General features: G+C 63.8%; 25 protein-coding genes. 9 read left to right on the forward strand and 16 right to left on the reverse strand.

What is annotated here, in order from left to right:
* Positions 1–8 precede the first annotated feature (8 nt).
* The 5 genes from hypD to ACW73L_RS00790 form a co-directional block, all read right to left on the reverse strand.
* Positions 9–1133, reverse strand: coding sequence for a hydrogenase formation protein HypD (gene hypD, locus ACW73L_RS00770; protein ID WP_498919404.1), 1125 nt, complete (start codon positions 1131–1133; stop codon positions 9–11).
* The gene (gene hypB, locus ACW73L_RS00775; protein ID WP_498919406.1) at positions 1130–2002 is read right to left on the reverse strand and encodes a hydrogenase nickel incorporation protein HypB; all 873 of its coding nucleotides are present in this window, start codon (positions 2000–2002) and stop codon (positions 1130–1132) included. The genes hypD and hypB overlap by 4 nt, the downstream gene beginning before the upstream one ends.
* A gap of 1 nt (position 2003) precedes the next feature.
* Positions 2004–2405, reverse strand: coding sequence for a hydrogenase maturation nickel metallochaperone HypA (hypA, locus tag ACW73L_RS00780; protein ID WP_498919408.1), 402 nt, complete (start codon positions 2403–2405; stop codon positions 2004–2006).
* Between the two features lie 7 nt (positions 2406–2412).
* Entirely contained in the window at positions 2413–2652 is a 240-nt protein-coding gene (locus ACW73L_RS00785; RefSeq protein WP_498919410.1) for a HypC/HybG/HupF family hydrogenase formation chaperone, read from the reverse strand.
* A 129-nt stretch (positions 2653–2781) separates the two neighbouring features.
* Positions 2782–2946, reverse strand: coding sequence for a hypothetical protein (locus ACW73L_RS00790; RefSeq protein WP_498919411.1), 165 nt, complete (start codon positions 2944–2946; stop codon positions 2782–2784).
* A 270-nt stretch (positions 2947–3216) separates the two neighbouring features.
* Here ACW73L_RS00790 and ACW73L_RS00795 point away from each other — a divergent pair, with 270 nt between their 5' ends.
* The 3 genes from ACW73L_RS00795 (at position 3217) to ACW73L_RS00805 (ending at position 5467) form a co-directional block, all read left to right on the forward strand.
* Positions 3217–3672, forward strand: a complete 456-nt coding sequence (locus ACW73L_RS00795) for a hypothetical protein (protein ID WP_498919412.1) — start codon at positions 3217–3219, stop codon at positions 3670–3672.
* A gap of 275 nt (positions 3673–3947) precedes the next feature.
* The gene (locus ACW73L_RS00800; RefSeq protein WP_498919413.1) at positions 3948–4994 is read left to right on the forward strand and encodes a transporter; all 1047 of its coding nucleotides are present in this window, start codon (positions 3948–3950) and stop codon (positions 4992–4994) included.
* Positions 4995–5302: 308 nt separating this feature from the next.
* Positions 5303–5467, forward strand: a complete 165-nt coding sequence (locus ACW73L_RS00805; protein WP_165370064.1) for a hypothetical protein — start codon at positions 5303–5305, stop codon at positions 5465–5467.
* A gap of 487 nt (positions 5468–5954) precedes the next feature.
* Here ACW73L_RS00805 and dtd read toward each other — a convergent pair whose 3' ends face one another.
* The 5 genes from dtd to ACW73L_RS00830 all read right to left on the reverse strand — a co-directional run bounded on the left by dtd (position 5955) and on the right by ACW73L_RS00830 (position 9899).
* Positions 5955–6401 (reverse strand): D-aminoacyl-tRNA deacylase, encoded by a 447-nt coding sequence (gene dtd / locus ACW73L_RS00810; RefSeq protein ID WP_129882556.1) that lies wholly within the window; start codon positions 6399–6401, stop codon positions 5955–5957.
* 9 nt (positions 6402–6410) lie between these two features.
* Entirely contained in the window at positions 6411–6734 is a 324-nt protein-coding gene (locus tag ACW73L_RS00815) for a rhodanese-like domain-containing protein (protein WP_498919414.1), read from the reverse strand.
* Positions 6735–6799: 65 nt separating this feature from the next.
* Positions 6800–7687, reverse strand: coding sequence for a succinate--CoA ligase subunit alpha (sucD, locus tag ACW73L_RS00820; RefSeq protein ID WP_129882554.1), 888 nt, complete (start codon positions 7685–7687; stop codon positions 6800–6802).
* 3 nt (positions 7688–7690) lie between these two features.
* Positions 7691–8854, reverse strand: a complete 1164-nt coding sequence (sucC, locus tag ACW73L_RS00825; RefSeq protein WP_129882553.1) for an ADP-forming succinate--CoA ligase subunit beta — start codon at positions 8852–8854, stop codon at positions 7691–7693.
* 73 nt (positions 8855–8927) lie between these two features.
* Positions 8928–9899, reverse strand: coding sequence for an HpcH/HpaI aldolase/citrate lyase family protein (locus tag ACW73L_RS00830; RefSeq protein WP_498919415.1), 972 nt, complete (start codon positions 9897–9899; stop codon positions 8928–8930).
* A gap of 361 nt (positions 9900–10260) precedes the next feature.
* Between ACW73L_RS00830 and ACW73L_RS00835 the strand changes: the two genes are divergently transcribed.
* The 5 genes from ACW73L_RS00835 (at position 10261) to alr (ending at position 16356) form a co-directional block, all read left to right on the forward strand.
* The gene (locus ACW73L_RS00835) at positions 10261–11196 is read left to right on the forward strand and encodes a hypothetical protein (protein ID WP_498919416.1); all 936 of its coding nucleotides are present in this window, start codon (positions 10261–10263) and stop codon (positions 11194–11196) included.
* 184 nt (positions 11197–11380) lie between these two features.
* A complete protein-coding gene (pip, locus tag ACW73L_RS00840) occupies positions 11381–12340 on the forward strand; it encodes a prolyl aminopeptidase (protein ID WP_498919417.1) in 960 nt (319 codons plus the stop codon).
* Between the two features lie 124 nt (positions 12341–12464).
* The gene (gene hldE, locus ACW73L_RS00845; protein WP_498919418.1) at positions 12465–13889 is read left to right on the forward strand and encodes a bifunctional D-glycero-beta-D-manno-heptose-7-phosphate kinase/D-glycero-beta-D-manno-heptose 1-phosphate adenylyltransferase HldE; all 1425 of its coding nucleotides are present in this window, start codon (positions 12465–12467) and stop codon (positions 13887–13889) included.
* A complete protein-coding gene (gene dnaB / locus ACW73L_RS00850; protein WP_498919419.1) occupies positions 13886–15274 on the forward strand; it encodes a replicative DNA helicase in 1389 nt (462 codons plus the stop codon). The genes hldE and dnaB overlap by 4 nt, the downstream gene beginning before the upstream one ends.
* Positions 15275–15276: 2 nt before the next feature.
* Entirely contained in the window at positions 15277–16356 is a 1080-nt protein-coding gene (gene alr / locus ACW73L_RS00855) for an alanine racemase (RefSeq protein ID WP_498919420.1), read from the forward strand.
* A gap of 45 nt (positions 16357–16401) precedes the next feature.
* Here the strand turns inward: alr and ACW73L_RS00860 are convergent, their stop codons facing one another.
* The 3 genes from ACW73L_RS00860 to ACW73L_RS00870 form a co-directional block, all read right to left on the reverse strand.
* The gene (locus ACW73L_RS00860; RefSeq protein ID WP_498919421.1) at positions 16402–16947 is read right to left on the reverse strand and encodes a hypothetical protein; all 546 of its coding nucleotides are present in this window, start codon (positions 16945–16947) and stop codon (positions 16402–16404) included.
* Complete coding sequence (locus ACW73L_RS00865; RefSeq protein ID WP_139555799.1) at positions 16944–17177, reverse strand: hypothetical protein; 234 nt, start codon at positions 17175–17177, stop codon at positions 16944–16946. Before ACW73L_RS00865 ends, ACW73L_RS00860 begins: the two co-directional genes overlap by 4 nt.
* Positions 17178–17458: 281 nt before the next feature.
* Entirely contained in the window at positions 17459–17701 is a 243-nt protein-coding gene (locus ACW73L_RS00870; RefSeq protein WP_139555798.1) for a BolA family protein, read from the reverse strand.
* Between the two features lie 113 nt (positions 17702–17814).
* On the opposite strand from ACW73L_RS00870, the gene ACW73L_RS00875 reads away from it, so the two are divergent.
* On the forward strand, positions 17815–18150 hold the full coding sequence (locus tag ACW73L_RS00875) for an SMR family transporter (RefSeq protein WP_139555797.1): 336 nt from the start codon (positions 17815–17817) through the stop codon (positions 18148–18150).
* Positions 18151–18216: 66 nt separating this feature from the next.
* Here ACW73L_RS00875 and ACW73L_RS00880 read toward each other — a convergent pair whose 3' ends face one another.
* The 3 genes from ACW73L_RS00880 to ACW73L_RS00890 form a co-directional block, all read right to left on the reverse strand.
* Positions 18217–19995: a hypothetical protein gene (locus ACW73L_RS00880; RefSeq protein ID WP_498919422.1), complete on the reverse strand. Its 1779-nt coding sequence runs from the start codon at positions 19993–19995 to the stop codon at positions 18217–18219.
* Positions 19996–20129: 134 nt separating this feature from the next.
* Positions 20130–21797, reverse strand: coding sequence for a hypothetical protein (locus ACW73L_RS00885; protein ID WP_498919423.1), 1668 nt, complete (start codon positions 21795–21797; stop codon positions 20130–20132).
* An 83-nt stretch (positions 21798–21880) separates the two neighbouring features.
* Positions 21881–23566: a hypothetical protein gene (locus ACW73L_RS00890; protein ID WP_498919424.1), complete on the reverse strand. Its 1686-nt coding sequence runs from the start codon at positions 23564–23566 to the stop codon at positions 21881–21883.
* Positions 23567–24058: the final 492 nt, after the last annotated feature.

Below are 24058 nucleotides of genomic sequence, written 5' to 3' on the forward strand. Positions count from 1 at the left end.
GGGGTGCGTCAGGCCAGGGCGGCGGCTGAGTCCGCGCGTCGCTCCGTAGAGCGCTCCCGAATCCCGCTGGACCACCAGATCCGGCAGGCGCCCTCGTCCGAGACCATGCACGGACCCACCGGAGCCCGTGGCGTGCACGGCGAGCCGTAGATGCGGCACTCCGAGGGCAGGATCTTGCCGAGCACGACGCGGGCGCAGTCGCAGCCCGGCGGCATGGCGCCGGCGTTCCTCCGCGCCTCGTCAGCGTAGCCGGGAAAACGCTGTCGGGCGTCGTGTGTGGCCAGATGCGGCTTCAACGCGAAACCCGATCCGGGGATGGAGCCGATGCCGCGCCAGATTGCGGGAACGATGTCGAAGCAGCGCTCGAGCGCGGCGCGGGCGACCGTGTTCCCACCCGGGCGCGCTGCGGAATAGCAGTTGTCCAGCACGGCGCGCCCTTCCAGACGTTGCGTCAGCACTGACAGCGTCGCTGCGACGATACTCTCCGGGGTGAAGCCGGCGACGGCGGTCGGTAGGCCGTGGTGCTCCGGTACGAAGGTCCATTCTTCCGGGCCCATCAGGGTCGACACATGACCGGGCGCGATCAGCGCGTCGAAACCCGGTTGCCCGGACTCCAGCAGCATCGCCACCGCGGGCCATGTGAGACGCCCACTGACCAAAAGCGACAGATTGTCGGGGAGGCCTTCCTCGATCATGGCGGCGATCGGTCCCAAGGTCGTCTCGAAGCCGACGGCATGGAACACCACCGGCCGCCCCGGGTGCTCACGGGCGATACGGACGGCATCCCGCGGTGATGCGATCGGTTGCACGTCGCCGCCTGCCGCGCGCGCCTGATCCAGCGAGCGGACCGCGCCGCGCGGTACGTTGACCGGAACTCTCAGCATGTCCCCGAAACTGGCCAGGATGACCCGTTCGTCCAGTGCGAGCCGGATCGCCTGATAGATGTCCTCCTCCGGGCAGATGCAGACCGGACATCCGGGCCCCGGTATCAGCCGAATGTCGTTGGGAAGCGCCGTGCGCAGACCGGCCATCGAAATCGTCCGCTCATGTCCGCCACAGACGTTCATGATCCGCACCGGGCCGGACAGCGGGAGCGCGCGGATGGCGGCCAACTGATCGCGCGCGGTGCTCATGGGCCGGCCCGGCCCGGGGCCATGCCCGCAGCGACGGGGACGAAGCGAATATCGGGTGTGGCCGAGGTGTGCAGCCGCGCGCCGTCGGGCTGGATACGGGGGTGCAGGCTCCGTTGCTGCCGGCGCAGTTCGTGGTAGTGACTTCGCTCGCGAGCGAGCCATTCGTGCCAAAGGGGTATCCCATCGCCAGCTTTCGCCGACACGGTGATTACTTCCGCATCGCGCGCCAGCCGGCGCAGGTAGGTCTCCGCGCGCGCGGGCGAAAACTCGGGCAGATGGGGCAGCAGATCGCTCTTCGTGATCAGCATGAGGTCGGCGGCACGGAACATGACCGGATACTTTGCCGGCTTGTCGTCGCCTTCGGTGACCGATAGCAGGGTGACATTGCGATGGTGGCCGAGATCGAAGCTGGCCGGGCAGACCAGATTCCCGACGTTCTCGATGAACAGGATGTCGATCGCGTCCAGATCGAGTTGATCCAGGCCGAGTGCGACGAGGTGCGCGTCGAGGTGGCACGCGGTGCCGGTGGTAATCTGGTGGGCCGTCACGCCGAGGGCGCGGATGCGTTCGGCATCGTTCTCGGTTTCGAGGTCGCCTTCGATGACGGCAATTCGCAGTCCCGTCGGCAGGCTTCTGATCGTCGCTTCCAGGAGCGCCGTTTTGCCCGACCCCGGCGAGGACATCAGGTTGATCGTCAGGATGCCGTGGGCGTCGAGTCGGGCGCGGTTAGCCTCGGCCTGGCGGCGGTTCGCGGCGAGCAGCTCGCCGAGGATCTTTTCGGGGCCTGCGGCCGCCTTGGACGGCTGGGCAAGCGGATGCAGCAAGTGGCGGTTGCCGGGGGTCAGGTTACAGCCGCAGGTATTGCACATGCTAGTGACCTCTTGGCGCAGGGACGCGGTCCAGCGAAACGGGATCGGGTTCGGGTTCGGGAACGAGCAACTCGACCGACGCCAGCGTCAATTCCTCGCCGCGCGTCAGTTTCGTATCGTGGCTGCCGCACGCGGGACAGCGCAAATCGTTCGGGGTTGTTTCGGCATGCATGCCACATGCAAGGCAGCTCACACGGGTCTTTACCCACTCGGTATGGAACTCGGCCCGCTCGGCGACGGTGTCGATGCAGGCACTGCGGAAAGCGTGTTCCAGCAACAGGGGTTCGACCCCGGCCAGGGCGCCGATCCGAACCGAGACCCGCGCGACCGCTTTCGCGCCATGCTGCCGCGTGAGGGCAGTCAGCTGTTCGATGATATCCTCGCAGAGCGACAGCTCATGCATACGACGATCACTCGGCGTCGACGGCGTCCGCCGTCATCAGTTCGTCAAACAGATCGAGCGAGGCTTGCGCCTCTTCGGGCGTGAGCGTCTGGATCGCATAGCCGACATGCACCAGCACGAAATCGCCGACGGCGAGGGCCTGATCCTGAACGAGAGAGAGGCTGACTTCCCGTCTGACACCCTGCACACTGCAGACGGCATTGTGCCCGTCGATTTGGACAATCTGCATCGGGATCGCGAGACACATGGGCGAACACACACCGAAGGTGGCCGGAAACGCCCGTATTCTAACGCGGAAAGGTAGGGAATTGCTTGCGGTCAGGGCGCCGGCTTGCGGATGCCGCGATCGCCGGGTTGGTGTCGGTCGCTGTCGGGACTATAGCACTCCCAGCACGATCACGACCGCTTGCAGCGCCTGCATGAAGTGGCTGACGTGCCGGTAACGAATCCGGGGCATGGCCGATTCAGGTTCCTGGCGTGTCTTGTAGGAGATTTCGCAGCAAAAGCTGTCGCTGGTTTCGATGACGCGCTTCTCGTACACGGGGGGCTCCGCTGTCAGATCAGGGTTCGTTCGGTCTGCTGTCGGCGTTGTCACGCTCTCCTTGTCAATGCCGCGCAGACGGGGTCTTCAAGCGCGCTCAGTATCATCACGATGTGTGTCAGCTTGATGACAGGAGGATCCCCGCACGGTGGCAGGGCTCGATGGCTTGCATCCGCCGGTATTTTCGGCGAACCTTCGGGACAGGTGCCGTTCGCATGCTGCGGTGTGGCTGCCAGCGCGGCACGGTGATGATTCAAGACAGGAGTGGCCATGCGGCGAGGGGTGACCGCGTTACTGGTGTTCGTCATCGAGGCCGGCTCAAAGGTGTCCGCCGCTCCCGTGATGGGACCAGAGGGTTTGGCCGACCAGGCCGACAAGCGGCAACTGGTAGGCGATTTTCTGCAGCTCAGCACGGCCGAAGCCTCGGGCTTCTGGCCGCTGTACGAACGTCTGCAGAGCGAGTGGCGGGCGCTGCAGAGCGATCGCGAGGAGCACCTTAGAAACTACGGTCGCGACTATGCGGCCATGACGGATGCGCTGGCACTCGAGTACACCAAGGAACTGCTGCAGCACGAAGAGCGCCGGATCCGGCTAATGCGCCAGTATCTGCCGTCTTTCCAGAAAGTGCTGCCAGCCCGGAAGGTGGCACGTTACTATCAGATTGAAGAGAAAATTCATGCCGCGGTCAGCGCCGAAACAGCCATCGAGATACCGCTGATCCAATGACCTCGGGCTGTATTGCCGGCGCCAGCGCGGATCCGGGGGTTGCGTGTCGTGATCGTAAGTTTCGGCGTACATTCCGGTGGGCCAGCGTGTTGGTCGCCGGGCTGATGTCCGCGGTCGTGGACGGCGCGGCAGCTGAGCGTGCCGCAGAGAGCCGAACGCTGCCACATACCGGTCCCTCGTATCGCTTGCGGGGCGCCATGCAAGCCAACCCCAGGACGTTTCCTGCGAGTTCGTCGCGCCAGCGTCAGACTGTCAGGCCGACTCCCGATGATGCGATGCAAGAACTTAAACGGTTCAGCGGACGCGTGCACGCACTCGCTCACCGCCAGGCGGGCCGGCTGAGCGATGCCTTCTTCAGCCAACAGGGTACCGGCCTGCCGGGCGGGGCGATCGCACAGACCTCGGGTCCGACCGGTCGTGGCGCCATTCAGCCGAGGGCCGGCAGCGATGAGGTGCCGCTGCGCCGCTTTGCGCACGCGCAGGCAGAGCGACTCGAGGAAGGTTTTTTTCGCGGGCGCTACGACCGTTCGCGAGCGCGCCTGGCCGAGAATATCGCGCTCTGGCGCCAGCGGGTCGATATCGCCAATCCGGGGCCTGATCTCGCCAATTTTCCGAATAGCGCGTTCACGCTTCCGGCCGGTCGGGCCTACGTCGAGGTCTCGCCCCTGACCTACTACGGCAGCGCGGAAGGCGCGCCCGCCCAATACAACGCCGAGTTTCTCCTGCGCTATGGCTTGACCGACGATGTCGAGTTCCGCATTTTCGGCAATGGCGTGAGCTGGTCCGGCGGTGCGGCATCGGCCTGGGGCTTCGCGCCGATTGCTTTCGATACGAAGATCCAGCTGTGGACCGAAAAGCCGGACTGGTACCTGCCGGCTGCCGCAGCCGAAGCCTATCTGCAGACACAGTGGTTCGGCAGTCGCCCCTTCAACGGCGGCACGCAGCCGTCGATCACCCTCAATTTTGACCAATCTCTGCCATTCGAGATCGATCTCGAATACAACCTGGGCGCCACACGTATGCAGAGTGCATCCGGCGAGAACGTCTGGGAGGAGAGCTTCCAGTGGGCCTTGCAGCGGGATTTTTTCGTCGAGGACCTTGCGCTGTTCGTGCACGGCTTCTACAACGCGATGACGTTGCCCCGCCTGCCTAACGTCCGCGTCACGTCAGCCCAACTGGGTGAAGCCAAACAGAACGCGGTGGGTCTGGGTTTCATCTGGACCGTCGATCAGCGACTGGCGATCTATGGCCAGATGAGCGGCGGCACCACGGCGTCCACGCCGTCCACCATAGGGATGCTGGGTTTCGCTGCCGCATTCTGAGAGTACTGGCGGTCTGGCTGTCGTTCGTGCATAACCCGCTGTTTCGAAAGAGCAATCATGCGGCTGTAAAGGGCTCTCTCCCACGCGATCGCGCCGACTCGGCGGGTGCGATACGAAAAATACGAGAAAAAATTCCCTGCGGTGTTGAACATGTCTGTCAACCGCAATTAGAATAATCGCGGTGATTGGGAAGCTAGCGTCTCGTTTCCCGGTCAACGCTACGCGGTCAAGGACCGCGTTTGGTGCTAGTCCTGCCCTACCGGTGGGCTGAACTAGTGGAATGATCTGCGTTCTGTTGAGGTACAAGAATGGAAAACGAAAAAGACAATTTCTGGCTCTACATCGGCGGCATCATTGCTCTGGCTGTCGTGCTCGTGTTTCTGCTGAAGAGCCGCGAGATGGAAAGCGTTCCGGTCAAGGCTTTCGAAGAGACGAAAGCTGAGGTCGAGCGCCAGATCATGAGAAACAAGTAGTAGGCCAGCTCGGCTTTTTCGATTACAAAAAACAATAAGAAAACCCGCAAACAACAATAATAAGAAGCAGGCTGCAAATCTGGGCCCCGCGCCTCATGAAATGCAGCAATGGAACGAAAGTTCAGGAGGAGCAACTATTCGGGTTTGTTGCAGAGCTGGTGATAAACGTCAGCCCTGCAACAAACCTTTCTCCGGCAAGTCCCATTGGCCCACGCCATCCGCATCGCCCTGCCGGACCCGCGAAGGGCGATCACGATTCCAGTCCACCTATCCTGAGCCGCTGCCATACAGCGTGGCCCGGCGCGCTGTGTTTGTCGCGCAGGGGCGGTATTTAGCGCGCATCACATCTGGCCTCGCATTACCGCGACGGCCCGCCATCGTTTCGCCAACCACCAGCCTTTCGCTTACCCGTTTCTTCTGGAGGTGGCCGCTCCCGGCATTCCAGCCCCTGGCAACGCACGCGGCAGTGGAGCGGGGGTACTGCGGTTTAAGTTGCCTTCAGGATGAACGTAACGGGACCATCGTTGACCAGCGAGACGAGCATGTCCGCGCCGAAGCGGCCACGGGCAACGCGCCCTTCGCCGAGGTGCCGCCGGCATTCGTCGACCAGCGCGCTGAACAGCGCTGCACCGAGTGCCGGTTCTGCTGCCGGGGTGAAGCTCGGCCGCCGACCTTTTGCCGTGTCGGCGGCCAAAGTGAATTGCGAAACCAGCAGCAGTTCACCGCCGATTTCGTCAAGACTCAGGTTCATCCGTCCTTCCGGGTCGGGGAAGACACGATAGCCGAGCAACCGCTCGGCCAACCGCTCCACCTGCGCTTCCCCGTCGCCCTTTTCGACAGCGACGAGAGCCAGCATGCCCCGGCCGATGGTCGCGATGCGTTCATCGGCCACGTCGACGGAGGCGCGGGTCACACGCTGGATGACGGCGATCACCGTCCGTGGCTAGTAGCGGGGCAGACTGGGATCGACCTGCACCGACCACGCATCGATGCCCCCGCTCAGGTTGGTTACGTTGCTGAACCCGCGTCCCTCGAGGAATCCTGCGACCTGGGCGCTGCGCATGCCATGGTGGCAGATCACGACAATCTCCGCGTCAGGACTGAGTTCGGTCAGACGCCGCGGAACCTCCTGCATCGGGATATGGACACTACCCGCGATGTGGGCATGCCGAAATTCCAGCGGTTCCCGAACGTCGAGCAAGACGACGGAACGTTTATCATCCGACTGCAAGTACTGGTGCAACTGGGTGGGGGTGATCTGCTTCATCGGGAAGATCTCGCTCGGCAACAGGCTACGTACAGGGGCAGGGGAGTGACGGATGCGCGTTATCGTCAGTACTTGATGCCGCTTTCCGTGAGTGCGCGCATGACGGCCTGGCCGATGTGTGCGGGATTGCGCGCCACATACAGCCCCAACTCCTCCATTGCATCCATCTTGGCGTTGGCCGTGTCGGAAGTGCCGGCGATGATGGCCCCCGCGTGGCCCATCCGGCGCCCGGGCGGCGACGAGACGCCAGCCACGAAGCCGACGATGGGTTTCGTCATGTTGGCTTTCGCCCACTGGGCCGCCGCCACCTCTTGCGGTCCGCCGATCTCACCGATCATGACGATCAAATCGGTGTCAGGATCCGCTTCGAAGGCGCGCAGTACGGTGACAAAATCCGTGCCGTTGACGGGGTCGCCGCCGATCCCGACCGAGGAACTCTGGCCGAGGCCGAGTGCCGACATCTGTTCTGTGGCCTCATAGTTCAAGGTGCCGGAGCGCGATACGACACCGATCCGGCCCCTCTTGTAGATATTCGCGGGCATGATGCCGACCTTGCATTCGCCCGGTGTGATGATACCCGGTGTGTTGGGGCCGATCACGATGCAGTCCTTCCCTTCCCGGTACCGCTGCAACCGGACCATGTCCTGCACGGGCACGCCGTCGGCGATGACGACGACAACCTTGATGCCGGCATCGATGGCTTCCATCACAGCGTCTACGGCGAATGGCGGCGGTACGAAGACTCCCGAGACATCGGCACCCGTCTCCCTGACGGCTGACGCGACGGTATCGAATACCGGCAGGCCCAGGTGGCGGGTGCCGCCTTTGCCCGGCGTGACGCCGCCGACGACCTGGGTGCCGATCTTGATCGCATCCTGAGCATGGAAGGTGGCGTGCTCGCCGGTAAAGCCCTGGAAGATGACCTTGGAATCCTTGTTGACGAATACGCTCATGGTTTAGTCCTGGGCAGCAGCGACAGCCTTCGCGGCGGCGTCGTCGAGGTTTTGTGCGGTGATGAACGAAAGCCCTGAACTCTCGAGGAGTTCCCGGCCGGCCTCGACGTTCGTTCCGGCCAGCCGAACGACCATCGGAGCGGTGATGTTGAGGCTTTCCATGGCCTGGATCAGGCCCTTGGCGATCCAGTCGCAGCGATTGATGCCGGCGAAAATATTGACCAGGATCGCCTTGACATTCGGGTCCTGCAATACGATGCGGCAGGCATTGGTTACCTTCTCTGGAGAGGCGCCGCCGCCGACATCGAGGAAATTGGCCGGCCGTCCGCCGTGCAGTGTGATTGCATCCATGGTGGCCATCGCCAGCCCCGCGCCGTTGACGATGCAGCCGATGCTGCCGTCCAGCGCAATGTAATTCAGACCGTGGCCGGACGCTTCGACCTCTTTCGGGTCTTCCTCGTCGAAGTCGCGCATTTCATTGATCTGGTGCTGGCGATACAGCGCGTTGTCGTCGAAGGTGATTTTGGCGTCCAGTGCGACGAGCTGGTCATTGCTGTTGACTGCGAGCGGATTGATTTCCGCCAACAACGCATCCTTGTCGCGGATACAGCGATAGATGGCCTTCATGATCTTGACGGCCTGCGGCATCAGCTTGCCGCGCAGGCCCATGGCGGCGGCCACCTTGCGGCACTGGAAGTCGCGCAGCCCGATGGCCGGATCGACCGTCTCCTTGATCACTTTTTCCGGGTGCGTCCGGTTGACTTCCTCAATGTCCATACCCCCTTCGGAGGAGGCGATCATCGTGATGCGCTGAGAGCCGCGGTCGATCACGAAGCCGAGGTAGTATTCCTTGGCGATGTCGCTGGCTTGCTCGATCCAGATGCGCTGGACCAAAGACCCCCCGGGACCGGTTTGATGGGTCACGAGCCGACGGCCCAGCATGTTGTCTGCCGCTTGCCGGACCTCGCCGATCGAATGGGCCAGCCGGACGCCGCCGGCTTTGCCACGGCCGCCGGCATGGATCTGCGCCTTGACGACCCAGCGGTCGCCGCTGATTTCTTCGGCGACGTTGGCCGCCTGTTTGTCCGAGTAGGCCACTCCGCCCAAGGGGACGGGAACGCCGTAGGTTTTCAGCAGTTCTTTGGCCTGATACTCATGGATGTTCACGGTGTGCTCTCCTGATCGATTGCATTTGCGCCGCGGGTGTACCGGCGGATCGGCGTTCGAGTCTTCCGCGGGCTTACTGGACGTTCCGGCGGGATTCGATCTGATTTATCTGGGTGACGACGTTTTCGGCCATGCGGATCGAGGCCGCGTCGATCAGTCGCCCGTCGAGTGACACGGCGCCTTTGCCTTCCCGAGCGGCTTGCTGCATGGCCGCGATGATGCGGTGCGCCCGGTCCACTTCCTTCTCGGTCGGGGTGAAGACTTCGTTGGCGAGTGCCACTTGGGACGGATGGATCGCCCACTTACCCTCGCAGCCCAGCGCTGCCGCTCGGCGCGCGGCGGCGCGAAAGCCTTCGGGGTCGCTGAAATCGCCGAACGGCCCGTCGATCGGGCGCAAGCCGTAGGCGCGACAGGCGGCCGCCATTCGGGACAAGCCAAAATGCCATTGATCGCCCCAGTGGAAAAAGCGCTCGCCGCCATCGTTGGGGTCCGTCAGCATGCCGTACTCCGGGTTGGCTCCCCCGATCTGAGTGGTGCGGGCGCGGACCGATGCGGCATAGTCGGCGACGCCGAATACCATAGCTTCCATGCGTTCGGGGCAGCACCGCGCGATGGCCTCGACATTGGCCATGCCCATGGCGGTCTCGATCAGCACGTGAATGTTGATCGGTGCGAAGCCCCTGGCCTGTTCGATCTGCGACAGCATGGTCGCGACGAAATAGACGTCCTCCGGGCTGCCGACCTTCGGGATCAGGATCGTGTCGAGCTTGTCACCGCAGGCCTCGACGATCTCGACCAGGTCGCGATAGCAGAAGTGAGTGTCCAGTCCATTGATACGGATGGAGACGGCGCACCGTGACCAGTCATAAATCGACAGGGCCTCGATGATATTGGCGCGCGCTTGCGCCTTGTCATCGGGTGCCACGGCGTCTTCCAGATCCAGGAACACGATATCGGCTCCCGACGTCGGTGCCTTTTCGAGCATGCGCTTGTTGCTGCCGGGTACTGCCAGTTCACTCCGGTGCAGACGGTTTTTGATGGCCATTTGAATCCTGTTTGATGTATGCCGGTCGTTCGGTCCTGGGATCCGATGGCTCGCTGACTCCTTGTTGTTTTAATGCAGCAGTCGGGTGACTGCCGTCGAGGAGAGCGCCAGCGGAACAAGTCCGCCTGAGGGGCGGTGTCGAGGGCTGCAGACGCGCGCGAAATCCGATACGAATCAAAATTGACCGGCAATTATATAAAATCACTTGCGCTTTGCTTGGTTTATTTCGTTGACACGGTAGATCGTCTGTGGAAATCAAGTTGTTGTACAGATGATTTTTGTGGTAATGTTGGAACGCTGAACAACTATTTGTTGTTGGTATGCAACCGCAACAGTGACAACAGTTTGGAGGGGAGTAGCGATGAAAAAGACCAAGAATACCGCGGCCGTTACGGCCGCAATTGCCGCCTCTGTCGCGGTCCTGGGCGGAGTTTCGGGCTCTGCCGAGGCCCACGGACACAGCGCCAGTTCGACCGCACTGCTGGAAAGCCGTCTGAATTCAATGGAAGCGGAGATGCAGGCACTCCGTTCGGAACTGGCGGCGTCGAAGGCCGAGTCGCAGAGAGCCGCTCAGGAGAGCGCTCAGCGCCTCGAGCAAACCGAGCAGCGCCAGGTCCAGACCGAACAGAAGCTGGCCCAGGACGAGGACAAGGTCAAGAAGCCGAAGAGCCTGCTGTTCTTCCGCGGCGGCTTCACGCACATGACCAGCAACCGCGACGGCGAATTGCTGCTGAACAATCAGCTCCTGAATCCTGGCCCGCTTGAGGCGAATAACGGCGACGGCTGGTACGTGGGTGCCGGTTTCGATCACCGCCTGACGGACGATACCTGGGGCATGACGGACCTGATGGCGGTCGACGGCGAAGTCATGTTCCAGTACATGAACTTCGGCACCAGCTACAACGCTCTGGTCGGAAATTACGCGGCGAGTGTGGTCGGGGCACCGCTGCAGATCGAGAATCAGTTGACCCAGTTGACAATAAGCGCCTCGCCCAAGCTGAAGTTCAACCTGCTCGACGGCAACCTGCGTCCGTGGATCATCCCGTTCGGTCTGTCGATCAACGTCATCAGCCCGCCATCCAGCGGCGTCACGGTGTTGAATCCCGGCCTGATGCTCGGTACAGGTGTCGAGTACCGTCTCTGGGAAAACCTGTGGGCGGGCGTCGACTTCCGGTATAACTTCACCGGCGGCGACTTCAACTACCGCGCGCGCTTGCCCGGCGGCGGTGCGGTCGCTTTGAAGCAGACCAACATCGACGGCCTGATGGTCGGCGGTACTCTGGGCTTCGGCTTCTAAGCTCAGGCGACATCGCAGCGCGAAAAGGGGGATGGCAACATCCCCCTTTTTTGTGGGCTGCCACTCCGCGATCCGCAAGGCGAATGCATGCCTTACCCCATTGTGTCAGGGGGCGGACAGCGGCTAGTATCCGCTCCCAAGTCTTCGCTTCAATTACGGCCTCGGACCCCCGATTCCTCACGCGATGCGTGTTCTGCATCCACCGCTGGAGCCCTATTCGACCCACACCCTGGAGCGCGAGGGTCATCAGGTCTATTTCGAGGAGTGCGGTCATCCCGACGGCGTCCCTGTGCTGTTCCTGCATGGCGGGCCGGGTTCGGGCTGTCGGGCGGAACATCGGCGTTTTTTCGATCCCGCCCGCTGCCGCGCGGTGTTGGTGGACCAGCGCGGTGCCGGCCGTTCCTTGCCGTCGGGCAGGCTGGAGCACAATACCACCTCGGCCTTGATCGAGGATCTCGAGCAGATCCGTATCGCGCTCGACATACCTCGTTGGATCTTGTTCGGGGGCTCGTGGGGAGCGGCGCTGGCCTTGCTCTATGGTCAGTGTTACCCGGAGCGGGTCGCGGGACTGATCCTGCGCGGAAGTTTCCTGGCACGCGAGCAGGATCTGCAGTGGTTCATCCGCGATGGTGCCCCGCGCATTTACCCCGAGGCCTGGGCTCAACTGGCGGCGGGCCTTTCGCCCGGAGGAGGCAGCGATCTGCTGGCCGCAATCGAAGCCCGGCTGCATGGTCCTGACGAACTGGCGCAGCGGCGCATGGCGCGCGACTGGGACGCCTGGTCCAGTCGCGTCGCGCTGGGCGAAGCGTATCGGCCCGCCGCCGAGGGCGTCGAACATGTCTCATTGACCACGGTCCACCGCGCGCGCATCGAGTTGCACTATGCCCGCCGACGTTACTTCGTCGCGGAGGGTCAGGTGCTGGATGCCTGCGCTGCAGTTCGGGATCGTCCGGCGATCCTCATCCATGGCCGCCGCGACCTCGTTTGTCCGCCCGAGGCCGCACTGACCTTGCAGCGCCATCTGCCGGACGCTCAACTGACGATGTTGCCGAACGCCGGGCACCTGGCGGCCGGAGACGAGATGGTGGATGCCCTGGTGAGTGCGGTAGAACGGCTGCTCGATCGGCTCCAAGACGGGGGCTGAGCCGCTGCGCAGGCCAGCGATGCCCTCGTCGCGGGTTCGCGGACCCGGCGGCGCGGTCGGTGCGGCCGTGCCCCGTATCCGGCTGCTGCTGTGGTACGCTAGCCGCGTTTTCGACACCTTTCTCATGAATCTCCCCGAATTCTCCACCGCTCGCCTGCTGGTCGCCGGCGATACGATGCTGGACCGTTACTGGTTCGGGCCCGCCACGCGCATCTCGCCGGAAGCTCCCGTTCCGATCGTGCGAATACAGCAGTACGAGGAGCGTGCCGGGGGCGCCGGCAATGTCGCGCTGAATCTGGCCCGTCTGGGCTGTTCCGTGACTCTGGTGGGTTATCGCGGCCGCGACGAGGCCGGCGATGCGTTGGCGGGCCTGCTCGAACGATCCGGCGTGCGCTGCCGGCTGGAGCAACTGCCGCACCATCCGACGATCACCAAGCTGCGCATCATCAGCCAGCATCAACAACTGATCCGGCTTGACTTCGAGGAACCCTTGATGCCGGAGGAACCGAGCGTGCTGCTGGATCGCTTCGCCGCCGATCTGGCGGACGCCGACGCGGTGGTGCTCTCGGATTATGCGAAGGGCACCTTGAGCCAGATCGAGATTCTGATTGCCCGGGCGCGCGGCGCCGGCAAGCCGGTGCTGGTGGATCCCAAGGGCAATGATTTCGGTCGTTACCGCCATGCGACCGTCCTGACGCCCAATCTGAGCGAGTTCGAAGCGGTCGTCGGTCGCTCCGAGGATGAGGCCGGGTTTTGCGCGAAGGCTGCGGCGCTGCTCCAGGAACTCGACCTGGAGGTATTGCTGGTGACTCGCGGCGAGGCCGGCATGACGCTGTTCGAGCGCGGCCGGCAGCCGCTGCATCTGCGGGCCCACGCAAAGGAGGTCTTCGATGTGACAGGGGCAGGGGATACCGTGCTGTCCGTGCTGGCGGCCTCCCGTGCGGCCGGACAGTCCTGGGCGGATGCGACCCGCCTCGCCAACCTCGCAGCCGGTATCGTCGTCGGCAAGCTCGGCACGGCCACGATCAGCGTGGACGAACTGGGGACGGCTATCGAGGGTCCGCGGGCCGAGCACCACGGGGTCGTGGGCGTCGACGAATTGTTGCGACTCGTGGCCGCGGCCAAGGCGCGTGGCGAGCGGATCGTCGCTACCAACGGCTGTTTCGACATCCTTCACCCGGGACATGTGACCTATCTGCGCCAGGCCAGAGCCTTGGGCGATCGGCTGATCGTACTGGTCAACAGCGATGCCTCGGTCCGGCGACTCAAGGGCGAAGAGCGGCCGGTCAACGGTCTTGACCACCGCATGGACATGCTCGCCGCGCTGGAGTGCGTCGACTGGGTCAGTTTCTTCGACGACGACACGCCGCGCGAGGCAATTTGCCGAATCCTGCCCGACGTTCTGGTCAAGGGCGGCGATTACCGGGACGTCAGCGCGGTGGCCGGGCACGATTGCGTGCTCGCGCATGGCGGGACGGTGCAGTTGCTGGACTATGTCGAGGGCTTTTCGACCAGCCGCCTGATTGCGGCGATACGGGAAGGAACATGACGGATACCGCCTACCAGGAAGACCGGAAGGTCGCTGCCATCAGGGTGCCGCCGAACTCGGTACAGGCGGAGCAGTCACTGCTGGGCGGCTTGATGCTCGACAACGAAACCTGGGACACCGTCGCGGACCGGGTCGGGGAAGAGGACTTCTACACCAAGGAACACCGGACCATCTTCCGTGCGATCCGGAAGCTGGCGGAGACACAGACCCCCTTCGATGCGGTCACGCTGTCCGAGTGGATGGAAAAGGTCGGTGACCTCGAAGCCGCCGGCGGGCTGGCGTATCTGGCGCTGCTGGCCAAGGAGACGCCCAGTGCCGCCAATATCGCGGCCTATGCGGACATCGTGCGCGAGCGCTCGGTGCTGCGCCAGCTGATCCACGTCGGTACCGAAATCGCGGATTCGGCCTACCAGCCCGGCGAACGCCCGATCCAGCGCCTGCTGGAGGAGGCGGAGCAGCGCGTGTTTCAGATCGCCGAGCAGCGCTCGCGCGGCGCGGGCGGTTTCAACTCGATCAAGGGGCTGTTGGCGAAGGCGATCGATCGCATCGACACGCTGTTCAAGCAGGAAGGACACATCACCGGGGTCAGCAGCGGCTTCACCGACTTCGACGAGATGACCTCGGGCATGCAGGCCTCCGACCTGATCATCGTCGCCGGCCGTCCTTCCATGGGCAAGACCACGTTCGCGATGAATCTGGCCGAGCATGTGGCCATACGCGAGAAGGTGCCGGTCGCGGTGTTCAGCATGGAAATGCCCGGCGAGCAGTTGGCGATGCGCATGATGTCTTCGCTGGGACGCATCGACCAGCACCGGGTGCGTACCGGTAAGCTGGAGGACGACGAGTGGCCGCGGATGACGTCGGCTATCAACATCCTGGCGGAGACGGCGATGTTCATCGACGATACCCCGGCACTGACGCCCACGGAAGTTCGCGCGCGCTGCCGCCGGTTGCACCGCGAGCACGGCCAGCTGGGTCTGGTCGTGCTCGACTACCTGCAGCTGATGCAGTCCCCCGGGAGTGGCGAGAACCGTACCGCCGAAATCTCCGATATCTCGCGCTCGTTGAAAGCGCTGGCCAAGGAGCTGAACGTGCCGGTCATCGCACTGTCGCAGCTCAACCGCAATCTGGAGCAGCGCCCCAACAAACGGCCGGTGATGTCCGATCTGCGCGAATCCGGCTCGATCGAGCAGGACGCCGACCTGATCGTCTTCATTTATCGCGACGAGGTCTATCATCCCGATACGGCCGACAAGGGCACGGCCGAGATCATCATCGCGAAGCAGCGTAACGGCCCGATCGGAACGACCCGGCTGACGTTTCTCGGTCAGTTCACGCGCTTCGAGAATTTCATCGCCGATCCGTATTCCGACCAGGGCTTCTGAGCATGACGCCGGCGGCATTCGCGGAGCTCGATCTCGGGGCTCTGGAACACAATCTTTCGCGGTTGCGCGAGGCCGCGCCCAGGGCCAAGGTGATGGCGGTCATCAAGGCCAATGCCTACGGCCACGGCATGGTGCGCGTCGCATCGGCGCTGCCGACCGCCGATGCCTTCGCGGTCGCGCGGCTCGATGAAGGCGTGGCCTTGCGGGAAGCCGGAATCCGGCAACGGATCGTGGTGCTACAGGGGTTCATCTGCCCGGAAGAACTGGAGTTGCACGCGCGCTTCGACCTGGAGCCGGTCATCCACTCGGTGCATCAGATCGACCTCCTGGAGCAACACCCGCCGCGGGACACGCGGCTCGGCGCCTGGGTCAAGCTCGACACCGGGATGCATCGGCTGGGGCTGGATCCGGCCGAGTTCCGGGACTGCTATCAGCGGCTGTCCGGCAATACTCACCTGAAGAATCCCCTGCCGATCATGACGCATCTGGCCAACGCCGACGTCGTGACCGACACGACGACCGAACGGCAGCTGGCGGTGTTCAACGGCGTCGCCTCCGATCCGGTCGAGCGGGTCGCCGCCAATTCGGCCGGTTTGCTCGCCTGGCCGGCGTCGCACGCGGAATGGGTGCGACCGGGCCTCGCGCTGTACGGCGTCTCCCCATTCCCGTTCCGCTCGGGCGCTAAGGACGGTTTCCGGCCGGTTATGACCTTGAAGACGCGGCTGATCGCGATCAAGAACTTGCGGCGCGGCGATCCGGTCGGGTATGGCGGCGACTGGATCTGCCCCCATCCGACCCGCATGGGCATCGCGTCGATCGGCTATGGTGACGGCTATCCGCGGAGTGCCGCCTCGGGCACGCCGGTGCTCGTAAACGAGCAGAGCGCGCCGCTGATCGGCCGCGTATCGATGGACATGATCACAGTCGACCTGACCGAGCACCCGCAGGCCCGCGTCGGCGATACGGTCACGCTGTGGGGGCAGGGGCTGCCGGTCGAGGAAGTCGCCCGCCACGCAAACACGATCCCCTACGTGCTGTTGTGCAACGTCACGCAGCGCGTCCGGATGATAGAGCAGCGCTGAGCGCGAGGCTTCCCGAGGGGTTCGCCCCGCGACCGGCTCAAGCGGTCATTGAGCGTCGAACAGATCCGAGGCCACCGCGTCCGCGAAGTCGCCCTCGACCGTTTCCACCGGTGTCGGTGAGGCATAGGCACGTCCCCAGTCAAAGGTCTGTCGGTCGACGACCCGGTCACGGTAACGGTGGGCGCGGGCGATGATGTCGGGATTCGTCAGCAGGCGCCAGCCATCGATATGGGTCTGCCCCGCGCCCGGCGCTCCCGCGGCCTGGCCGCCGTCATAGCGGGTGATCGTCAGCGACAGGTCGAAGCGGCGAGCGGGGCGGGGTGACGGGATCGCGGCTTTCCGCCGGTCGATCCGGTCGCGGAGGGTCTTGGCCAGCCGTCGCAGATCAAGAGCACCGACGTCCAGGCCGGCCACCGCAACGACCTCCACGGCGACTTCGTCCTGGCGGGTGATCCGCTGGTCCGCATCCGGGTCCAGCTCCTGGGTCAGCGTCTTGCCGTCGCCGGCACAGCCCGTGAGCAGGGCAGCGGCGAGCGACAGCAGAACCGCCGCAACGGGTCCGGCGGTGCAGCCTGGGGTGCGAAGGCTCATTTCACGGCGGATTTTACGGCGGTCGGGGTTCGTTTCTCCTTGCGCCACAGCGTCCAGGCCCCGTAGAGCAAGCCGCCCCAGGCCGCGTAGCGAACCAGTGGGGAGGCGACCAGCACCATCAGGCATATGATGATGATGGTGAACCCATCCCACGAAGTGCGCTCGCGCAGACGCGCCTGGATCCAGTCGATCGTGAAGTGTACGGCGGACATCACTGGGCTTTCGGACACGGCTGACATCTCCTTCCAGAGCGTTCCTGGTCAACGGTTGAACATGATCATCGTCGCGGCGGTGATTCCCAGGCCGATTCCGGGCAGCCCCGAACTCGCCTCGCCCGTCGACTAGTGGCTTCCGGCACTGACGCATCAGGTGACAGACCACTGGCCGACCGCGACTGCCGAAGGATGCAGGGGCTAGGCCGATTGTGCAAGTGCCTTGCGCCGCGCGTCACTCGGCAATCGGGCGTTTCGCGTCAAGCCGGGGAGGTCGGCGCGTTCAACTCCGTCGCCGGCTATCCCTGCCGGGCCTGCCATTCCGCCGGTGTGTGGGCCTTGATCGTGATCGCGTGCAGGGCGCCGGTAGACAGCGGATCCTGAACTGCGCTCAACACCTGCTGTTGCCGCTTGACCAGCGACAGGCCCTCGAACGCCTCGCTGACGACGATGACCGAGAAACTGCAGCCTTCACCCTCGACGGCAACGTGCGCCTCGGGGAGGACGACCTGAATCAGGTCGCGAACTTCGGATGGTTGCATAACGACGATTTCACATCTTTGGTGGGATTAAGGGGCTTTTCCAGTCCCGGCGCGGCCATCGGCCGGGCGTGATAGTCTACCGCTTCGTGTCGGAAACCTTGCCGGTTTGAAACATGCGCTGGGATTACGTGTATCTGGGGATTGCGATCGCCGCCGAGGTCGTGGCGACCTCGGCGTTGAAGTCGGCGGAGGGTTTCACGCGGCTGTGGCCCTCGTTGCTCGTTTTTGCGGGGTACGCGGTCGCGTTCTTTTTTCTGTCGCTGACCCTGGATTCGATACCGGTCGGCATCGCCTATGCGATCTGGTCCGGCGTCGGCGTCGTCCTCGTGTCGCTGCTGGGTTGGGTGCTTTACCAACAGGCACTGGATACGCCGGCCTTGATCGGCGTCGCGCTGATCGTGGCCGGCGTAATCGTGATCAACCTCTACTCGAATGCCGTGCGGCACTGAGGGCTACCCCCAGCATGCGCCGCGAGTCGGACGACACCTGCGGGCGCATCGAAACTGCTGGACGGGTTAGGGCGCGGCGCTGGCATGCAGGCCGGTCTTGTTATTGCGCGGGTTCGGATCGACCGGGGCGGCATCGACCCGCGCGGAATTCCATACCCGAGTCGTGCCGGGCGAGCGGGGACGCAGGGTGAGGGTGACGGTCGCTTCGGCACCGGCCGCCAGCGTTCCCAGGTAACAGACTTTGGGAGCTCCGGCGCTGCAGGTGCCCTGGCTGGGTACCGCTGAGGCCTTCAACGGTCCGTCGATCAGCGTGACGTCGTTGGCGGCGTCCGGGCCGTGATTGCTTACGGTGATGGTGTAGGTGATCGGACTGGACGCCGGGAAGGGCGAGGGGCTGACGGTCTGGGTCACGGCCAGGTCGGCCGTGGCCGAGCGATCGATCAGGCGGTCGTGAACGAATGAGTCCGGGGCGTCGTTCGTGTCGCCTGGAACGAGATTGCTGACGCCAGAGAGAAAGGCCACGAAACGCCCATCGGCGGAAAGCCTCGGAAACGCCGCAATATCCTTGCCCGAGGAATCCCCGGTGATGCGGGTCGTCTGGCGGCTCAACCGGTCGTGCACGTAGATATCGAGGGCCCCATTCATGTCGCCGGGGGCGAGATTGGTCGCTTCGGAACTGAAGGCAACAAACCGTCCGTCGGCCGAGAGGCTGGAGTGGTAGGAGGATGTGCCGTTCGCTTGACTGCCGTCGGAAGCGACGCTGACTCGGCTCGTCTGACGCGTCAACCGGTCATAAACGAAGATGTCTTCCTTGATGTTAGTGTCGTCCGGGACAAAGCGATACGTGGAAGCGAAGGCAACAAACTGTCCGTCAGCCGATATCGACGGAAATCCGGAGTAAGCAATGCCGGTCGTGGAATAGTGGGTGATGCGAGTGGTCTCATGTGTCTGCCGGTCATGAACAAGGATAAATTCCCCCCCGACGCCATCGCCAGGTGCGAGGTCGGTACCGAAGGACGTGAACGCGACGAAACGCCCGTCGGCGGAAAGGGCGGGTTCGATCGAATGGTCGCGTCCCTGCAAGCCGGCAGAAGTGACGCTGACGCGGATGGTCTGATGCAACTTGCGGTCATGCACGAAGACATCGTATTGGTTGTTGGTATCGCCGGGAACGAGATTGGAAGCGAATGAAGAAAAGGCCACGAAGCGCCCATCCGCGGAGAGGCTCGGATCGGATGACACGCTATTGCCCTGTTCGCCTAGGGAATCGACGCTGACACGCGTCGTCTGATGGCTCAGCCGATCGTGAACGAAGATGTCCTGAGTTCCATTGGTGTCGCCAGGGACGAGATTGGTCGAGGAGGACGCGTAGGCCACGAAGCGGCCGTCGGCAGAAAGTGCCGTGTGGAGGGGACTGTATCTGGATCTTTGCGCTTGTTCTCCCGTGGAGGCGACGCTGACGCGGGTCGTTTGTCTCGTGCGCCGGTCATGAACAAAGACATCGCCGCTGCGGTTGGTATCGTTCGGGACAAGATTATCGGCATCGCTCACAAACGCCACGAAGCGCCCGTCCGCGGAGAGCGACGGATACAGCGATGTGCGATTGCCCTGTTCACCCGTGGAATCGACACTGACCCGGGTGGTCTCGCCAACCGCGTGGACCGCGGTGGCCAGGGTCAAACCCGCCGCGAACATCAGTGGCGCCACACGTAGGGCTGCGGTGCGCGGGTGAGTCTCTGCCGTCGGTGCCTGGTGTCCGGCCGCTGCCGCTGCCGTTGCTGGATCGCTGTCGCCTTGGCGCAGGCACCCATTCGGACTGCCATTCCCTGGGATCGGGGAGTTCATGGTGGTTTCTCGCGGTTGAAAGTCAGTCAAAACGTCGTCGTGTTGAAAGTCGGTTGCTTGCCGCTCCTGCACTGGCGGGCAGGCAGCGGCAAGCCGGCACCGCGCGGTGTTGGTGTTTGCCGCGCGCCTGTCTCCTATGGCGCGCCATCGATGCGGAGCGTGGTCGCGTTATTCCGCGACAAGGGATCGACCGGAGCGGCGCTGATGCGCGCGGTGTTCGACAGGCGTGGGGTGCCCCGCCACTTGGGTTGCAGGGTCAGCGTCAGGGTGGCTTCGGCGCCGGGCGCGAGCGCGCCGAAATAGCAGACCAGCGGTGCACCCTGGCTGCAGTGGCCCTGGCTGGGCGTGGCGCTGCTCACGGTCGCGCTGCGCAGCGCTGGGCTGTCATAGAGCGAGACTTCGTCGGCGGCATCGGGCCCGTGGTTGACGGCCGTCACGGTATACGTCACCGGGGCGAGCGGCTCGAACGCACTCGGGCTGACGGTTTGTGTGACGGCGAGGTCGGCCGTCGCCGAGCGATCGAGCAGGCGGTCGCGAACGAAGGTGTCAAATTTCTGCGCGGTGTCGGAATTAGTGGTGCATTCGAAGCCAACAACCCGGCCGTCGGCCGATACACCGCCGTTGCGGCAGAAGCCCGTGGGGCCCGGTAGCTCATCGGTCACCAAGGCTGATCGGCCGGTCGTCGAGTCGTAGAGTTGTACGGTCGCCGATAGAAAAGAAACAAAGCGCCCATCGGAGGAGATCACGGGACGCGAGCCGCCGTCCCGGGTCGGCCTTCCTGCGAAGTCGACGCTGGCGAGGATGGTTCGTTCGCCCTGCCGATCCCGAATGTAGACGTCAGTAGTTCCGTTGGTGTCGCTCGGCACAAGTGGCATTCCGGTAGCAAACACGACGAACCTGCCATCTGCGGAGACGACCGGATCGAAGCCGGCTTCAAAGACCGGGTTGTTGGCAGCGTCGAAACTGGCCAGCACCGTCTCGCGCGTCTGACGATCATGCAGATAGATACCCCCATCCGGAGGTGCTGGTATACCCAGTAAGGGATTACTGAAACCCTTGCTGAACGCGATGTAACGGCCGTTGCCGGATATTGCGCAGTCCATCGAATCGGCACGCAGAAACTGATTGCCAGCCGAATCGACGCTGACACGATCCGTCCGGCCGGTGACCCGGTCGTGCACAAACACGTCATTCCGGTCATTGGTGTCATCAGGCACCAGGTTACTGGCAACGGACCAAAAGGCCACGAACCGACCATCGGCGGAAATGGATGGCCAAGCCGAATTGGCGTTACCCTCATTACCCGAGGAGTCGACGCTGACGCGTTCCGTGCGACCCGTTTTCCGATCGTGCACGAAGATATCGGCCGCGCGATTGTTGTCTTGCGGGACGAGGTCGCGGGCAGAAGACCGAAAAGCCACGTAACGGCCGTTCGCAGAAATTGCCACTCGCAGACCGATGAACGTATCTCCCTCACTTTGCTGGCCGTCGGAGGTGACGCTAACGCGGGTCGTTTTCCCGGACACTCGATCGCGGACGAAGGCATCCCAGGCGTTATTGGTGTCATCCGGAACCAGATTGCCGGCACCTGAAATGAAAGCGACGTAGCGTCCGTCGGCCGACAGGGCGCTCTCGCGAGAGGACTTGTCACCGCGCTGCCCCGTTTGGGACACACTGACGAGCGTGGTCTCGCCGGCGGCCAGCGCGTAATCGGTCATCATGACCAGCACGAGTGGCGGGCAGCGAAAGATGGGCCACATTGCCCTGCGGGCTTCTTGAGGGGAACGGGGCGGTGCCGTCATGGTCTGTTTTCCGTTGATTTCAATAGAGTTCGTTCAAGTACAGGGGGCAGGGCGCCTTTGTCGGGTCGACCGCATCGGATGCATCAGCGTGTGGTTGTGGCTTGAGAGGCTGCATCCACCCGGACCGCCGAACGGTTGTTGCCGTTGTCCGGGTCGACGGGTGATGCGCTGATGGAGGCGGTGTTCGACAGGCTCGGAGTGCCTTGCCATCGGGGTTGCAGGGTCAGTGTGACGGTGGCTTCGGCGCCGGGCGCGAGCACACCGAAGTAGCAGACGACTGGTGTGCCTTGGCTGCAATGGCCCTGGCTGGGCATCGCGCTGCTTACGCTCGCGCTGAGGAGTGGCGGGCGATCGACGAGCGCGACCTCGGTGGCAGGATCGGGCCCGTGGTTCACGGCCGTCACGGTGTACGTCACTGGGGCGAGCGGCTCGAACGCACTCGGGCTGACGGTCTGCGTGACGGCCAGGTCGGCCATTGCGGCACGGTCCACCAACCGGTCGCGGACGAAGACGTCGGTGGCTCCGTTGGTATCGTGGTCAATCAGGTCGCTGGCATCCGAGGTGAACGCGACAAAGCGCCCGTCGGCGGATATCGACGCAGGAACGAACGAGCCCGCGTCGCCGGCAACTCCGTCCGGATTGCTGCTGATCCGCTGGGTCTGCCGCGTCAGGCGGTCGTAGACGAAGACGTCGCCGGCCCGATTGGCGTCACCGGAGGCGAAGTTCGGGTCGAGCGAACCGAATGCGACGAAGCGGCCGTCGGCCGAGAGCCTGGGCTCCAGCGCATTGCCAAACGGCGGGGCGGCTCCGGACCGTCCACTGGCCAGAGTGGTCATACCATTCGATCGATCGTGCACGAAAATGTCGTAGACGCGATTGGTGTCGTCGGGTACGAGATTGTCCGCCCCGGAAGAAAATGCGACGTACCGCCCGTCGGCCGACAGGTCTATGCCCCGCAACACCGATCCGTTCTGCTCGGCGCCAGCCGAATCGACACTGACACGGGTGGTTTCCTGCGTTTGCCGGTCATGGACAAAGACGTCGGCTCTGTCGTTGTTATCGCCGGGGACCAGCGCATTGGCACTCGACGTGAAGGCCACGAAGCGGCCATCGGCCGAGATGGCCAAACCGTTGTCGCTGTAGGCCAACGTCGATTGTCTGCCCCGGGAATCGACATTGATGCGCTTGGTCTCGCGCGTGTTTCGGTCGTGGACGAAGAAGTCGCGCTCGCCGTTGGTGTCGCCGGGAACGAGATTCGACGCCGCCGAACTGAAAGCGATGAAGCGACCATCAGCGGAGAGGGCGATCTCGGGACCGGAAGAAAGATTGCCCTGCGTTCCGCTCGAGTCGATGCTGGCGCGAGTCGTCTCACCCGTTTTCAGATCATGGACGAAGACATCCGCGGCGCCATTCGTGTCGGAGGGCACGAGATTGCTGGCGGATGAACGGAAGGCGATGAAGCGGCCATTGGGGGACAGGGACGGTGCATCCGACATCGCGTCAGCTTGCCTGCCATCCGAGCCGACGCTGATCCTGATGGTTCGTCGCGTGGCCCGGTCGCGCACGAACACATCCGATACCCCGTTCGTATCGCCAGCCACCACGTCGCTGGATCGCGAAGCAAAGGCGACATAACGCCCATCAGCAGAAACGCCGGGTCGCTCGTAGCTCGACAACCCGACGCTGCTGCCCGAACGTTCACTGATCCGGGTCGTCTCGCCGCTCGCGGTCGCGCTTGCCGCCGCCATCAGCAGCAACGGGATCAGCATCAGGTAAATGTAGCGACCTGTCGCCGCGGCAGGCGGCTGAGATGAGAACGGTGGTAACGGGTGGCGCGGGTGCGAATGATGAGCGCTCGGCGGACGAACGGCGGGCCGGGCCGAGGCGGACGGCGCTCGGGAAAACGTGATCGAACCCATGGGTGTCTCCTGACAATCCGCTGCGGGGTTATCGATAATCCCCCCAAAAGCCGGTTCGCCATCCCCCGAACCGAGCGGCATCCATGCTCCGACCCCTCCCGGACAGGCATGCCCTTGCGGCCGCCTGTTGTCGAAGCACTATGTCGGCCTAGCCGACGCCGACATCACTATATCAGATTCTTCTTGTAGACTTGATCGCGGCTTGGCCTGAGGTGCGCGGCGCCTGAAGCGCCAGGCCGGGCATCCGCGCGCGCAGTCGGGGCAGGGAGCTCGTCCTGTAATGTGCAGCGAACAGGGACGGCTGTGGCCGGCTGGCACCTGGGACGCTGTCGGACAACCGCG

This window comes from Methylolobus aquaticus, from assembly GCF_054172105.1.